16 protein-coding genes are annotated in these 13712 nt (G+C 47.5%); 4 read left to right on the forward strand and 12 right to left on the reverse strand.

Annotation, left to right across the window (positions count from 1 at the left end; genetic code table 11):
* Positions 1–99 precede the first annotated feature (99 nt).
* The 4 genes from JW881_07125 to JW881_07140 form a co-directional block, all read right to left on the reverse strand.
* Positions 100–396: a DUF1330 domain-containing protein gene (locus tag JW881_07125; protein ID MBN1697268.1), complete on the reverse strand. Its 297-nt coding sequence runs from the start codon at positions 394–396 to the stop codon at positions 100–102.
* A gap of 30 nt (positions 397–426) precedes the next feature.
* Entirely contained in the window at positions 427–1176 is a 750-nt protein-coding gene (locus JW881_07130; protein ID MBN1697269.1) for a class I SAM-dependent methyltransferase, read from the reverse strand.
* Positions 1177–1288: 112 nt separating this feature from the next.
* Entirely contained in the window at positions 1289–2071 is a 783-nt protein-coding gene (locus JW881_07135) for a 2-oxo acid dehydrogenase subunit E2 (protein MBN1697270.1), read from the reverse strand.
* A gap of 120 nt (positions 2072–2191) precedes the next feature.
* A complete protein-coding gene (locus JW881_07140; GenBank protein ID MBN1697271.1) occupies positions 2192–2629 on the reverse strand; it encodes a C_GCAxxG_C_C family protein in 438 nt (145 codons plus the stop codon).
* A 433-nt stretch (positions 2630–3062) separates the two neighbouring features.
* Here JW881_07140 and JW881_07145 point away from each other — a divergent pair, with 433 nt between their 5' ends.
* On the forward strand, positions 3063–3605 hold the full coding sequence (locus tag JW881_07145) for a hypothetical protein (GenBank protein MBN1697272.1): 543 nt from the start codon (positions 3063–3065) through the stop codon (positions 3603–3605).
* Positions 3606–3656: 51 nt separating this feature from the next.
* On the opposite strand, the gene JW881_07150 is transcribed toward JW881_07145, so the two are convergent.
* The 4 genes from JW881_07150 to JW881_07165 are packed head-to-tail and all read right to left on the reverse strand — an operon-like array spanning position 3657 to position 6971.
* Positions 3657–4136, reverse strand: a complete 480-nt coding sequence (locus tag JW881_07150) for a universal stress protein (protein ID MBN1697273.1) — start codon at positions 4134–4136, stop codon at positions 3657–3659.
* 10 nt (positions 4137–4146) lie between these two features.
* On the reverse strand, positions 4147–5448 hold the full coding sequence (locus JW881_07155) for a TRAP transporter large permease (GenBank protein MBN1697274.1): 1302 nt from the start codon (positions 5446–5448) through the stop codon (positions 4147–4149).
* Positions 5445–5936: a TRAP transporter small permease gene (locus JW881_07160; GenBank protein MBN1697275.1), complete on the reverse strand. Its 492-nt coding sequence runs from the start codon at positions 5934–5936 to the stop codon at positions 5445–5447. The genes JW881_07155 and JW881_07160 overlap by 4 nt, the downstream gene beginning before the upstream one ends.
* 27 nt (positions 5937–5963) lie before the next feature.
* Complete coding sequence (locus JW881_07165) at positions 5964–6971, reverse strand: TRAP transporter substrate-binding protein (GenBank protein ID MBN1697276.1); 1008 nt, start codon at positions 6969–6971, stop codon at positions 5964–5966.
* Positions 6972–7268: 297 nt separating this feature from the next.
* Between JW881_07165 and JW881_07170 the strand changes: the two genes are divergently transcribed.
* Positions 7269–8564: a galactokinase gene (locus JW881_07170; GenBank protein MBN1697277.1), complete on the forward strand. Its 1296-nt coding sequence runs from the start codon at positions 7269–7271 to the stop codon at positions 8562–8564.
* Positions 8565–8580: 16 nt separating this feature from the next.
* Here the strand turns inward: JW881_07170 and JW881_07175 are convergent, their stop codons facing one another.
* The 3 genes from JW881_07175 to JW881_07185 form a co-directional block, all read right to left on the reverse strand.
* Positions 8581–9030, reverse strand: a complete 450-nt coding sequence (locus tag JW881_07175) for a hypothetical protein (GenBank protein ID MBN1697278.1) — start codon at positions 9028–9030, stop codon at positions 8581–8583.
* Between the two features lie 275 nt (positions 9031–9305).
* Positions 9306–9665, reverse strand: coding sequence for an Hsp20/alpha crystallin family protein (locus JW881_07180; GenBank protein MBN1697279.1), 360 nt, complete (start codon positions 9663–9665; stop codon positions 9306–9308).
* A gap of 17 nt (positions 9666–9682) precedes the next feature.
* Entirely contained in the window at positions 9683–10159 is a 477-nt protein-coding gene (locus JW881_07185) for an Hsp20/alpha crystallin family protein (protein ID MBN1697280.1), read from the reverse strand.
* A 365-nt stretch (positions 10160–10524) separates the two neighbouring features.
* Between JW881_07185 and JW881_07190 the strand changes: the two genes are divergently transcribed.
* Entirely contained in the window at positions 10525–10998 is a 474-nt protein-coding gene (locus tag JW881_07190; protein ID MBN1697281.1) for a GNAT family N-acetyltransferase, read from the forward strand.
* Between the two features lie 153 nt (positions 10999–11151).
* Positions 11152–12012, forward strand: a complete 861-nt coding sequence (locus tag JW881_07195; protein MBN1697282.1) for a lysophospholipase — start codon at positions 11152–11154, stop codon at positions 12010–12012.
* Positions 12013–12047: 35 nt separating this feature from the next.
* On the opposite strand, the gene JW881_07200 is transcribed toward JW881_07195, so the two are convergent.
* Positions 12048–13709, reverse strand: coding sequence for a metallophosphoesterase (locus JW881_07200; protein ID MBN1697283.1), 1662 nt, complete (start codon positions 13707–13709; stop codon positions 12048–12050).
* Positions 13710–13712: the final 3 nt, after the last annotated feature.

A 13712-nucleotide genomic window follows, 5' to 3' on the forward strand; every position in this document is an offset into this window, starting at 1 on the left:
CCTCTTTATCCAGTTTACGAAGCTTACACGCATTATATATAAAATCAATCGAGTGCAGCACCGTACCATTTATTAAATTATTTCTTATTTATAGTATCGTTATTCAATATACTCTTCGACTATTATTGCCTTACTTTCAGTTGATTTCGTTCTTAATGACGATAATGATCTGTATTCTTCACTCCCGAAACATTTATTCAAATCGTCTTGCGACGGAAATTTTATAATTACCAGTCTCTCCGGTTTTCGGTGTTCCGATAACGATTTGATCTTGTTCGTCCTTACTATATACTTACCTTTATACTTTTTTACGATAGGTTCGGCTTTTTTAATATATTCGGAATATATCGATTCATCATCTATTTTAACGTATTCGATAATTATATAAACAGCCATTTTTTACTCCAGAATTCATAACAAGAAACACTATGCTATCCGTAATACGAAAACGCCCCACCCCAGATAGCGCCGGCCATACCTGAGATATATTCGCCGGTTGTTGGCTGTCCATTCGCGTAATTTTGCTGCGTCTGGATCATCCGGATTCGCGGCTAAAAAGTCGTTCACCGCCATCCATTGCGGCGCTTCATACCGGTCCCAGGAATCATGATCGGCGACGACCATCCCGACCAGATTCATACCCGCAGATTCAAAGCGTTCCAGGGTGCCGTCCAGAGAAACAAAATCGTCCCTGCCGATACCTTCGGCGGCATAGGCGGCAAACGCGTCTTCCGGCGGCGGATCGATCCAGAAAGGCTCGCCGACCAACACCACTCCGCCAGGTTTTAGCGGTAATTTCATCATTTTCAGCGTCCCGATCAAACCATTGCCGATCCATGTCGCTCCGATGCAGCTGACCACATCAAAATCGTGGGTTTCTTTGGGATATTTTGCCGCATCATCCTGGACGAATGTTACTCTTTCCGCTGCGCCCAATTCTTCCGCGCGTTCTTTTGCCGCATCAAGGAAAACGGAACTGATATCCACACCCGTACCGCATATTCTGTACTTTTGCGACCATCGGCACAACATCTCCCCCTTTCCGCAGGCAAGATCGAGTTGTTTCATCGTTTGATCGAGACGGCATATTTCACCCAGCAGCATCAGCTTTTCTTCCGTGAACGGATTAAGGATACGGTGATATGTTTCCGCGATTTCGTGAAATCTTAACGACATAATCGCACCTCCTCACTTACGCCCGCCATAGCGGAGGCACTCATATGCCGTCGGCAAGCTGTTTCAGGACACAGTGATTTTGACATATTTCGTACAACAATTCAATATCGCATTAAGCAATATCTTTGATACATTCCCCGCTTTTTATCTCTTCAATTAAATCATTCATGAATCTGGCGGCGGGGGCCCCGTCTATAATATCATGGTCAAATGACGCCGTCAGGCATAAGTATTTGCATTTGTTATTTTTAACTCCGGTTTTTTCGATAATACTTCCAACGGAAAGCAATACGGTAGCGGTGCCGTGTGGAATTACCCAGATAGGATTTTTACTGAACATCCCGACCGATGTAATACAAAGCTTGCCGTAGTTGATTCCCATTTTTATATTTTTGTCGGCGAGTTTCACAAATGTTTTGAGGAGAAATCCGGGAATAAACCTGAATACCCTGCTGTTGGTGAGATTTCCAAACCCTTCTTTTCCTTCGGCGATTTTTTGCGCGTTTCTAATTTCCGTATTTATTTGATATACCGTTTTTGCTCCCACATCTCTCAGCACCATCGGTTCAGGGATATAATCTTCTCCGATTTTTCTTTCAACAAGAATACTTATAATTATTTCATCCAGAAAAACATGCTTATTCCCCGATAGAAATGAATTGAAACCCGGATTCTTCAACATGACATTCGAAAAAGACTTTGCCAGATATCCGGTGAACGACAGCTTCTCTCCTTTTTCCTGCTTGTACTTTTCAAGAATACCTAACGGCAACGACACGTCTATTTCCGTGAAAAAATGTATCGCATTCTTTTGTTTCGTAACAGCGGCCGATGCCCTCACCATTTTTCTGAGGAAGCTCAATTTATCTATTCTATATGATAATTTTTCTTTCATCTTTTTATAATTCTCGCCAATTAAACATATAACATCAGCCGGAACCATTGCACCTGACGCTCTGCGATATACCAAAGCCGATAAACCGCCGTTGCACACAGTATACCGGTCAATGATATTTCATTTAATCATTTCCTGAATAATCCTGTTGGCACTTTCGATATATTCGCAACATTTATAAATCATTTTGGACTCTTTGAATTTATTTTGACCTTCTTCACTCAACAAGTCAATATTATCAATCAAACTTTTGCATTCTATTGTATCGTATTTTTTTTCAAACCGATTAATAAACTCTCTCACGTATTTATAGGTCTCTTCCTGTTTGAGTCTATCTTCATTTTCACCCCGGCCATATATTAATCCGATTATAAGTATAGCGCCCGTGACCGCTCCGCATACATTTCCCTTTCTTCCCATGCCGCCGCCAAAACCGCTTGACAGCTTTAGCGCGATCGATGTATCGATTCCCACATCATCTGCAAAACTGTAAATCATCGATTGAGCACAATTGTATCCGTCTTTGAATTTATTGACCGCCAATGCTTCCTTTTTCATATTTACTTATACTCCTTATATTTTAATCGGTTTATTGCGTACAAACGCGGGGTTCGTTCAACGGCTTACCGAAGGCAGTCCTGTTAAGCCGCCGTATTATGCAATCTGGTCATCTTTTTATCAAAAGCATACCTTCCGTAATCCTTAATTATAAGTTCAGTTATTGTTTTGACTTCTTTTCTCATAAATTCTTTATATGCATTATCTACCTTCTCTTGTATCTATATGATTATAATCATCAAATCCATTACCATATTTTGGTTTATTCGTTTCCTCAAGTTTATCCTTATATACTTCCCGGACTGAAAAAATCTTGTCTGTATTCATGAATATGTCAGATACATTGTTATTAAAAAAATTAAAAATAATCAATGCAGCAGACATTTTTTTGGCGTTATACAATATAGAAAACAAAAAATTCAAGGAGTAATGTATGATAGAATCAGGTCTGCATGAATTTCATATTATCATGATGAATACAATGAAAAAAGACTTGAAAACCCTGAAATTGTCCGGTTCGAGGAACAGCTTATCCGGTATTATTGTCAGGATTATATCCCTCATCGATCCTCTGGTCATGAAGGAGCATCAATGGGGGAGACAGCGGATGAGCCTGTATCGGGCGTTATCACCCTGCCACGATGAAAAACGGGAACACGTGCATGTATATTTTACGGAGGAGATGTACCGGAAGATAAAGCTGCTTCATGCGGATTTGAATTTTTATAGTATCGCACAGCTAGTGAGGTGGCTGTTGGAGTTGTTTTTAGCGATGGTGGAGAGATATGGGAATAGCGCCTTAGAAGAGTTTGAGAAAAGATTTAAGCAATGGGGTATTGAAGAGAAAGGATTACAACAGTCACATCGAAGGAATTTACGACAATTGTCTAAAATAGTTCAGCACCTACGAGGGCAGCATAGACTAATTTCCATATATACAATTCATTATTCACCATTTTGGATACTTCGGCTTTAAAACACCTTCTCCTCCCCTGTCGGAATTAACCGGTTTTTAATCGATATTGACTCAGCTTTCCCCTTCGCCTTCCGAAAAAAAGAACGTCGCCGGAACGATGAGAACGGGACATCGTGATTTCCGGGCGACTTTCTCCGTAATATTGCCGAAGAGAAAGGTCCCCGAGGTACTTCTACCCTGCCTCCCGATAACGATAAGATCCACGTCGTTTTTATCGGCATAATCCAGGATCTTTTCATCGACCTTTCCGGCCTCGACCACGATCGTATACCCCGTCTTGAGGGGAAGCCTTACAATGTAGGTTTGTTCGATTTTTTCATCGATGTCATGGCCGGACTTGTCCTCGACATCCTCCACCTCATAGAGGTAGCTTTTCCAGAACTGCGCTTCCGGTTGCGGGATAATGTGGAAAAGCACGAGACTGCTTCCGGGATTCCCTTGAAGCAGATGCAGGACGACATCGAAGGCCCTGTCCGCGTTCTCCGAAAAATCGGTACAGAACATGATATGCTTGAAAATTGTTCTACTCATACACCGTTCCTCACTGAATTAATTCGGGAAGAAAAAGACTGATCTGCGGAAAAGCGACAAGAATGATTGCCGCTATGACCAGTGCAAGAAGAAAGGGGAGCGCGCCTTTAAAAACAGTCTGAAGGGGAATATCCCGTTCGATGCCGCTGACAACGTACACATTCACGCCGACGGGCGGGGAGATGACGCCCATCTGGGTCACCACCACGATAATGACACCGAACCAGACCGGATGAAAGCCGAGACCCGTGACAACGGGATAGAAGATCGGGATCGTCAGAAGAATCAGCGCGAGTGCGTCGATAAAACAGCCGCAGAAAAGATAAAACAAAATAATCATCCCCATGATCACCCAGGACGGGAGGGGAAGCCCGGCAAGCCAGCCGGCCAGCACGTAGGGAATACGTGTGACCGCGAGAAAATGGCCGAAGATGACCGCCCCGGTGACGATAACAAGCACCATGCAGGAGGTCCTGATCGTTTCGCCGATCGATCGGCGGATAAGCTCGAGTGAAAACCTGCCCCGCACAACGGCGATAATCAAACTTCCCGCGGCCCCGACAGCCGCCGCTTCCGTGGGGGTGAAAAATCCCAGAAACATGCCGCCGATAACGGCGATAAAAAGGAGGAGCGTTTCGATCACCCCCTTGAGGCTTTTGATCTTTTCTATAAACGTCGTTTTCGGTCCGGGGGGACCGTAGGATTTCTTTCGTTTGCAATTGATGTAAATGACCAGGCAGAAAAGAAAAGCGATCAGAAGGCCGGGAAGGATACCCGCGAGAAAGAGTTCCCCGATCGATTGTTCGGTCATGATCGCATAGACGATGAAAACGACACTCGGCGGAATCAGCATCCCCAGGCTTCCCCCGGCCGCGACGGAACCGCTTGCCAGCTCCGGGGAATAATCGAACCTCCGCATTTCGGGAAGCGCAACCGAAGCCATGGTTGCGGCTGTCGCCGGTCCGGATCCGCAGATCGCACCGAAGCCCGTACAGGCCCCGACGGTCGCCATCGCAAGCCCGCCGGGCATGTGGCCGAGCCACGCATAAGCCGTGTCAAACAGCCTGCGGGATATGCCCGCGTGAAACGCGATCTGGCCCATGAACACGAAGAGGGGTATAACCGTGAGGCTATAGGAAGAGAAGGTATCGAAGAGGTCCCTGATAATGAGACTCATGGCCGCATGGGGAGAAACAATCACGGCGAAACCGAAAAAACCGACAATCGCCATGGCGAACGCGACGGGAATGCTGCTTGCGAGGAGAAAGAGAAGAATCAGACAACCGATAAGACCGATTTCAAATGGCGTCATGGTTCTATCAACACCTTTCCGGGATGAAAGAGGTGGTAGAGGATGACGAACATAACAACGACACAGTCAAGGCAAATAAGGAAACCGAGCCAGAAAATGGGAACCTGAAGCGTCGGGGTGACCTCCCCCGACCGGAAGAGCGACAGTCCGTATTGAACACTCTGCCATGCAAGTAGTCCGAAAAGAAGCACACTCAGGATCCGGATGCCCGTATCGACAATCACCCTCCCCTTTTCCGGCAGCTTGTGAAAAAAGAACTCGATCGCCACATGGCCTTTCACCGATGTCACATAAGGAAGTCCGCACGCGATGGTGACGACAAAGGTAATCCTGACCAGATCGAAGGCGCCGATCAGCCCCGAACCGAAAATCCTCAGGATCACATCGCAACAGGTGATGCCGATCATCGCGGCAATACCGCACCCGGCAATCGCCGCGAGGATATAAACGACTTTTTTGAGTAACGATGTCAACATAGTTGCCGTCATGGCGCCGTCCGTTTTTCCGGCCGCACGTTATTGCGCGTCCAGCATCGCCCTGATATCGCTAATGAGTTCTCCTCCGGGAAGCCCCGCTTTCTCCGCCTGATCGATATAATCCCGAACCAGCCCGGAGACCGCTTCCCTGAAACGTGCCTTCTCTTCCGCACTCAGGCTGATCGTCTCTTTTCCCAGTTCATCGACAAATGCCTTTCCTTCCCTGTCCGCGGTATCCCATGCCTCACCATGCTTTTCGATCCATTCCCCGCTTACCGCGGTAATAACGGCTTGTGTTTTTGCGGAAAGCTTTTCCCATGCCTGCTTGTTCATCACGACGAACATGGCGGTCGTATACCCGATGACCGATGTATCGGTGATATATGAAATGACCTCTCCCTGTTTCCACCCCTTCAATGTTTCGATCGGACAGAGTGTCGCGTCGGCAACCCCCTTCTGGAGGGCTTCATATGTTTCTGACTGGCTCATCCCTACAGGCACCCCGCCGAGACTCTGAACGATTTTAGACGAAAGCCCGGTCGCCCGCACTTTCAGGCCCGCGAGGTCTTCCATCGTCCGTATCGGCTTGTTGCTTGCCAGCATACCGGGTCCGTGGGCATGGAGGTAAAGGACATGGGTGTCGCCGACTTCCGCCGGCTTGAATGTGTCGACGACCGCGTTTGCGATACGGGTTGCCGTTTTTCCGTCCGGGTACCCCAGCGGCAGATCAATGCCTTCGAGAAACGGAAACCTTCCCCGCGTGTATGCGAAACAACTCATCCCGATATCGGAAATTCCATTGACGACGCCGTCATAACATTGGGTCGCGTTCGTCAGTGCCCCACCGGGGAACATTGTTATTTTAACCTTTCCCCCTGTCCTTTTTTCTATTTCCTTCGCCCAATCCTCTGCGGTAACACATTGAATATGAGACGGGGGAAAAAAGATGCTGTACGTGAGTTCGATCGTTTTCTCTTCCTTATTACCGCTACAGCCTGATATTATCAGGAAGACAAATAAAAGTGATATGACGTCCGTTTTTTTCATTTTTCTCTCCTCTTGTTATCGGTTGGTACATGAAATAATGACCTTCAACACGTATTACTTTGTTTTTTCGGCCTGCATTATACACGCATTCAGCGCATTATACCATACCTCATCGGACGTACCGAATAGTGCGTATATCCATGTCCCGACAATTGTCGTAAAAAAAACACACTTTTTTCTCCTTGCAAGGGAGAAAAAAAAAGGGTATTTTATCACCTGTATCGGATCAGAGAAAATATGCGGGGGATGAATCCCGGCATGTGAAACCTGATATGAGAAAGCGGTAATAAGCCTGTCATGAAACCTGATACAATAAAAAAAGACCTGAAAGAGGGAACGGCCCTCTTCGATACACTTACGGCATTATACGGAGAAAGCCGTTTTGAAGCCCAGCCGGAACGTTATTCCCGGTTATGCGGAGAATATCTTGCTCACTTTGGCGATTCTGATCGCGATACCGGCATATTCAGCACGCCGGGCCGGACTGAAATCGGGGGAAATCATACCGACCATAACCACGGCAGGATAATTGCCGCCGGCATTGATATCGATACCATCGCCGCGGCCGGAAAAAGAGACGACGGTATTATCACCGTCCGTTCGGACGGATACCGGGACGGGTTTGTCGTCGATTGCGGCGATCTGGATGTAAGGCCACGGGAAACACAGACAACGAACGCGTTGATCCGCGGTATTGCGGCCGGGATGAGGGCATCGGGATACAGGATCGGCGGCTTTAACGCATATGTAAACAGCGATATCGGGACGGGATCCGGGCTGAGTTCCTCCGCATCATTTGAAATACTGATCGCCACTATCCTCAACTCGCTCTACAATAATGGCGATATCGGCCGGAAGGAACTCGCCCTTATCGCGCAAAAAGCGGAAAACGAGTACTTCGGAAAACCGTGCGGCCTCATGGATCAGCTCGCCTGCGCATATGGCGGGATCGTGGCTGTCGATTTCCTCGATCCGGCGGAACCCGTGGTCGAAAAACTCGACTTCGATTTTTCCCGCCACGGTTACTGCCTCGCCGTCGTTGAGACGGGCGGAAGTCATGCCGATCTGACGGGTGAATACGCTGCTATCCCCGGAGAAATGGCTTCCGTCGCGCTGGCTTTCGGGAAATCCTGGTTGCGTGACATTGAAAGCGAGGCCGTGATCATCGATACCGTCCGGTCACTCAGCGGGACGCTTTCCGACCGGGCGATATTGCGGGCAATTCATTTTTTCCGTGAAAACGCGAGGGTCGAAAAACAAACGGATTCCCTGAAAAAAGGTGACCTCTCCGAATTCCTCCGTCTGGTTCGCGCTTCGGGCGACTCTTCATTCAAATGGCTTCAAAACTGCTATGTTTCGTCAAACAGCGACAGGCAACCCATCCCCCTCGCGCTTGCCTGTACGGAGATCTTTATCGAAACCCGCGGTGAAGGCGCCTGCCGCGTGCACGGCGGCGGTTTCGCCGGGACGGTCCTGGTTTTTCTTCCGCGACGCGACCTCACCGACTATTCACGTTATATGAAACGCATCTTTTCGGGAAACCCGGTTGCGGAATTGACTATTCGGAAGCAGGGTACGCTGCGGATCGTATAGCCGGTCGGCCACCGTTTCACGTCCCCAGCCCGAGAAAGTAAAAGATCATCTGAAGCGCCCACCATAAAAGGGGAAGGCCGATCAGCATCATGAAAAACCCGAGGGCGATCATCGTTTTTCCGTGATTTCTCATCTCGGGGTTATAGACATGGACTTTTTTCCCGTCGTTGTCTTTCATCTTCGCGGCCTGAATATATATACCGGTGATAATACCGATAATCCCTCCCAGAAAACTGAATGCATATCCGAAAATAAGTATATTGGACCGATCGTTTTTAATATAGCCTTCTTTTACCTCATCGAGAGCGGGGGCTTCATATTGCATCCCCCGCCGTTTGGCTTCGCTCGAAAGCAGTTCATAGACACCCTCCCGGTAGGACTCCCTGCCCTCTGCGATACGAAGCAGCAACTCCGAATCGGAAAGCCCGATGATCTGATCTTGTATGGTACGTTGGTCCGTTTTCATGACAAAAGCGGTTGCCGCCCCCCTGTCCTGTTCGTCATATCACTATTGTAACCAAAACCGCACGATACGGCAACCTCCACCGTGCAATTGACACGTTCGCCCCTTGACGCGTGTCCGCTTGATGAATAATCCGGGGCGAAAAAATCGGTTTAGATCGAAGTATTTCGACCGGCAGAAACATGTCAAAGAAAATGGTGAAATCAGGAAACGTTAAAAAAAGGCCGGGGGCCTGCCGCCGGTCGGACGGACTCCCGGCCTTCCTTGTTGACATTCGGTTATTTGGTAACCACATTGATCTTTCGAGGCTTCTCCGATTCCTTGATATGAAGAGTGAGATGCAGTATCCCTTTTTTTAATTCTGCCTCGATTCTGTTTCGATCGATGGTATCGTCAAGGGTAAACTCCTGATGGTAATCAGCGTGCCTGATTTCCTGAACCAGGAATTCTCCTTCTTTTATGCGGGGAATCTCCTTTTTACCTTCCACCACCAAAATATCACCGTCGATCTTTACATCGAGATTATCCTTCATCACGCCTGGCATTTCCATTCTCAGTATGATATTGCCGTTTTCTTCCGATATGTCACAGCGTGCCGGACAAATCCTTCTTGATTTTGTTACTTCTTTCTTTTCCATGATCGACTCCTCCTTTCCTATTTTATGTTGACGGAAATCTGTTTTGGTTTTACCTCTTCCTTTTTGGGGAGGGTGACCGAGAGAATTCCATGTTTGAGTTCCGCGCTGATTTTCTCCGCGTTCACGGATGCGGGCAGCGATATCGTCCGCTGGAAACTGCCGGACCACGATTCTTTTCTGTAGTATTTTTTGTTCTTTTCCTCTCGATCGTCCTTCCTCGAACCTTTGATGGTCAGGACATTCGAGGCAATCGAGACGTCGATGTCCTTTTCTTCGAGTCCGGGAAGTTCGCATGTGACGATAATCTCGTTTCCCGTTTCCACAACGTCAATCGGAAGTGATACGCTTCGATCGAACAACCCGGGCGTTGTCGGAAAACGGTCGAAGTCAAAAAGATCATTGATCTCCTCCTGAAGCTGCTTCAAGCCCGTCCAGGGATCGTTCTTATCCCACGGATAAGGAAGATCTCTGTTTTGCCATCTTATTAATGCCATAATAACACCTCCTCATATAATATATTTTTCATTTCTATTAATAATATTGCAAAATTTATGCCAATCATGGGATAAATGTGATGTTTAACTCTTTATAATATAGTTATTTACTTTCCTTTGTACTTTTAAAAACAATACTATTATACAAACCAAATACCTGTGTGTTTCAGAATGCCACATCGGTTTTTATATTCCTTTTTTATTGTGTCATTTTCACCCGATACCGTTACAGCCAAAAGGGTACACTTGTAGCCAAATTACACAGAGAACCAATACCTCGTCCGCAAAAAATAAAAATATATAAAAAATCTGTTGAAAACCTTGATATTTTGTTATAAATTATTCACGTTAATCAAGGAGGGGAGATGAATATTGAAATAAAAGAAAACAACAATACCGATATCATCGCACGGATCAACAAAACCGTGCAGGATTTGCATACCGGCGCATACCCGGAATACTTCAAACAATACGATTATAAAGCGGTCAGGCAAGGTGTCGCCGACATGCTGGCGGACAAGCACTGGCATTCATTCATCGCTTATGCCGACGATATTCCCGTCGGTTATTTGCTTTGTTTTATAAGGGAATATACGGAAAATCCCTTCAGATGCGCATACAGGGGCCTTCATATCGACCAGATGTGCGTTCTTGAAGATTATCAGCGGCATAACATCGGATCGATGCTTATGGCAAGGGCGGAGGAATTCGCCGCGGAACTCAAACTGGATCATATCGAGTTGACCTTCTGGGATAAAAATATCCACGCAAAAAATTTTTATCAAAAATACGGATTCGGCGAAGCCATGCACTTCGTTATTAAAAAAATAAAACGGTAATCCGATTCCTTCCACATATAATCGCTAACGCCGCGGTTTTTGTCACATCGTTTTTTTGTGGTCCGTATCGACGCTCCGCACCTTCATCATCCCCTTTCCTGTCTTTCGATAATTTCCTTTACTTTTAATATTTGCCCGTTTATACTTATCATTATGATGAACCATGCGGAAGGCCGGTTGCGGGGCTGCCGGGATTATTCTCTTTACTTTCAGGAATGGATCCCGGAGGCGACGGTAAAAGGGTCCGTTCAGATTGTTCACGGCCTGGCTGAACATTCGGGACGGTACGGCCACGTGGTGGAGACGCTCGTACCGGCGGGATTTGCCGTATACGCTGCCGATCTTTTCGGTCACGGTAAATCCGACGGCCCGAGAGGTTATGTTGAAACGTTCCGTGACTTTATCGAAGACGAACGCCTTCTCTTGAATCATTTCAGGGCTATGCACCCTCCTCTTTCGGACAAACCCCGGTTTATGCTGGGTCATTCGCTCGGATCGATCATCGCCGTCCATTACGAAAACGCCTATCCGGGCGATTTCAACGGTCTCGTCCTGTCGGCGTTCGGAACATACTCGGGTTCAAGAGTAAATGCTTTTATGAAGAAAGTATTGCAGGTCCTCTCCTCGATGCTTCCGGCGGTAAAAATCGATCCGAAACTCGACCACCCGAATCTCAGTCGCGACAAAAACGAAATGGACCACTATTACAAAGACCCCCATGTTTTCGTCGACGCCATAACACTCCGCCTCGGCGCCGAAATCGTGAAAAACCAGGAAGCCGTACGGGAAATCGTAAAAAAACTGACGCTTCCCGTGCTCATCCAGGTCGGAAGCGAGGACACGATCATGCTCGGCCACGGGGAGTTCGGAGATATTTTCACCATGAAAGACAGGACGATCAGGGAGTACGAAGGGCTCAAACACGAAGTGTATCACGAGCTTGCGGGGGACAGAAAAACCGCCCTTGCCGATCTCCTCGCCTGGCTTGAATCGCATTCCCGTACATCGGCGTAACAGGCGTTATACCGCCGGCCGTAACTACTCAACGATCAACCGTGGTTTCTGAAATCGATCCAGTACCGGCCAGTCACTTCTTTCAGCTTCGACCGGATGTATACCCGCTCGATTTCCACATACCCGTCAGTGTAGCAATGGATGATCGAATAACTGTTGCCTTTGAGGTCGAGGTAGTCCCCCGAGGAAAGGGTTCCGCATGAAGAGATGATCGTGTCTTCGATCTGGAGGGAAAAGGAGACATGATCGTGCCCCGTGAGAATAAAATGGATATTGTTGTCCGTATGGGTGAAATTCTTCAACACCGCCCCCGAATCACTCAGCATGGTGTCGAAGCGCGTTTTCGGATTGGGAATAAGGTTGCTGTAAAAGGTGACGATATTGATTTTATCGTCCTGTTTCTCTTTGAGAAGGGAAACGGTCTCCCTCATTTTTCTTCGTCCGATGATGCCGCTCTCGATCGCCCTGTCGATTGAATTGATACCGACGACACGCAGCCGCCCCCCCTCATAAAAAGGCTCGAGCGGGCCGATCCACTGCTCGAAAAGGTCCCATCCGATCGTCCTGAGATCATTGTTGCCCGGTATGACGAGCCGCGGGTGCCTGATATGACTCAGCTTTGAAGCGGCGAGTTCGAATTCCGGAAGTTTGTTGGACTCCGTGATATCCCCGGAATGGATGACGATATCGGCCTTTATCTCGTTTATCTGGCGGACCGCCTCCTGAAAGATTTCCTCCATAAAATTATCGAGGGTAAAATGGGTATTCCCGATATGCACGATACGAATGTAGATTTCCCTCTCCTTTTTCGGCTTCAGATGATCGTAGGTGCTGACGATATAACGTCCGCGCCTGATATCGTCGTCGTCCATGATTTTTTTCGTTGTCAGGGTTACCGTGTTTTTTTCAATATCGAGGGTCGAATAGGTGAACAATTCCCGGTAACGCGTCTTGTTGCAGGACGTCGTTCCGGAATTGAATACGACGATCTCCTTTTCACCGTCGGTGCAGGAATAAAGGTTGGAGATATGGCGGTGGCCGTTCAGGACGATATCGACATGCGATTTGAAAATCATCGCGAGGGTGTCCCCGGCATCGATGATGGCTGAACGTTCACGGCCGGTCAGGGGAATGGGGATCAGCGGATGGTGGAAACAGAGTATTTTCAGTTTTCCGGATTTCGAGAGAAAGACGGCCCCGGTTTTTTCATTCGTTCTGATCCCGATTCGACCTTCATCCTGGTCCGGGATGGAACTGTCGAGTCCGAGTATATAGAAGTCCTCATCTTCATATTCGAATGTCCGCGAGCCGAACAACTCTTCGAAGAGAAGGTGGCCGACATTCTTCGCGTCGTGGTTGCCCGGTATGATGAAGAATTTATGATCGCGCTGCAGCCGCTCGAGGCATTGCAGGGCGAACTCGTACTCTAAAAACGTCCCGTTATCCGTAAGGTCGCCCAGGTGGATGATAAAATCAATATCCGGTATTTCATTTATCTGCGCAACGGCCTTTTCATACACCTCACGGTTGAAAGCCCCGCCGTTCGTTATATGGGTATCCGACAGGAGGACGATTCGTTTTTTCCCGAACGAAGCCCCTTTTTTTTTCATGGTATGCGTATATCGTTCATAATGGGGAAAAATGTCCGGAGAGGCGCCTCCGTTTTCTTTTTTATCCCGGTATATCGAGCGTTCCACATC

This window comes from Spirochaetales bacterium (assembly GCA_016930085.1).
GTDB lineage: Bacteria > Spirochaetota > Spirochaetia > SZUA-6 > JAFGRV01 > JAFGHO01.

Bases quoted from the DNA above. Each gene is read 5' to 3' on its own strand.
- JW881_07125 (MBN1697268.1), bottom strand. From the start codon at position 396: ATGGCTGTTTATATAATTATCGAATACGTTAAAATAGATGATGAATCG.
- JW881_07130 (MBN1697269.1), bottom strand. From the start codon at position 1,176: ATGTCGTTAAGATTTCACGAAATCGCGGAAACATATCACCGTATCCTT.
- JW881_07135 (MBN1697270.1), bottom strand. From the start codon at position 2,071: ATGAAAGAAAAATTATCATATAGAATAGATAAATTGAGCTTCCTCAGA.
- JW881_07140 (MBN1697271.1), bottom strand. From the start codon at position 2,629: ATGAAAAAGGAAGCATTGGCGGTCAATAAATTCAAAGACGGATACAAT.
- JW881_07145 (MBN1697272.1), top strand. From the start codon at position 3,063: ATGATAGAATCAGGTCTGCATGAATTTCATATTATCATGATGAATACA.
- JW881_07150 (MBN1697273.1), bottom strand. From the start codon at position 4,136: ATGAGTAGAACAATTTTCAAGCATATCATGTTCTGTACCGATTTTTCG.
- JW881_07155 (MBN1697274.1), bottom strand. From the start codon at position 5,448: ATGACGCCATTTGAAATCGGTCTTATCGGTTGTCTGATTCTTCTCTTT.
- JW881_07160 (MBN1697275.1), bottom strand. From the start codon at position 5,936: ATGACGGCAACTATGTTGACATCGTTACTCAAAAAAGTCGTTTATATC.
- JW881_07165 (MBN1697276.1), bottom strand. From the start codon at position 6,971: ATGAAAAAAACGGACGTCATATCACTTTTATTTGTCTTCCTGATAATA.
- JW881_07170 (MBN1697277.1), top strand. From the start codon at position 7,269: ATGAAACCTGATACAATAAAAAAAGACCTGAAAGAGGGAACGGCCCTC.
- JW881_07175 (MBN1697278.1), bottom strand. From the start codon at position 9,030: ATGAAAACGGACCAACGTACCATACAAGATCAGATCATCGGGCTTTCC.
- JW881_07180 (MBN1697279.1), bottom strand. From the start codon at position 9,665: ATGGAAAAGAAAGAAGTAACAAAATCAAGAAGGATTTGTCCGGCACGC.
- JW881_07185 (MBN1697280.1), bottom strand. From the start codon at position 10,159: ATGGCATTAATAAGATGGCAAAACAGAGATCTTCCTTATCCGTGGGAT.
- JW881_07190 (MBN1697281.1), top strand. From the start codon at position 10,525: ATGAATATTGAAATAAAAGAAAACAACAATACCGATATCATCGCACGG.
- JW881_07195 (MBN1697282.1), top strand. From the start codon at position 11,152: ATGATGAACCATGCGGAAGGCCGGTTGCGGGGCTGCCGGGATTATTCT.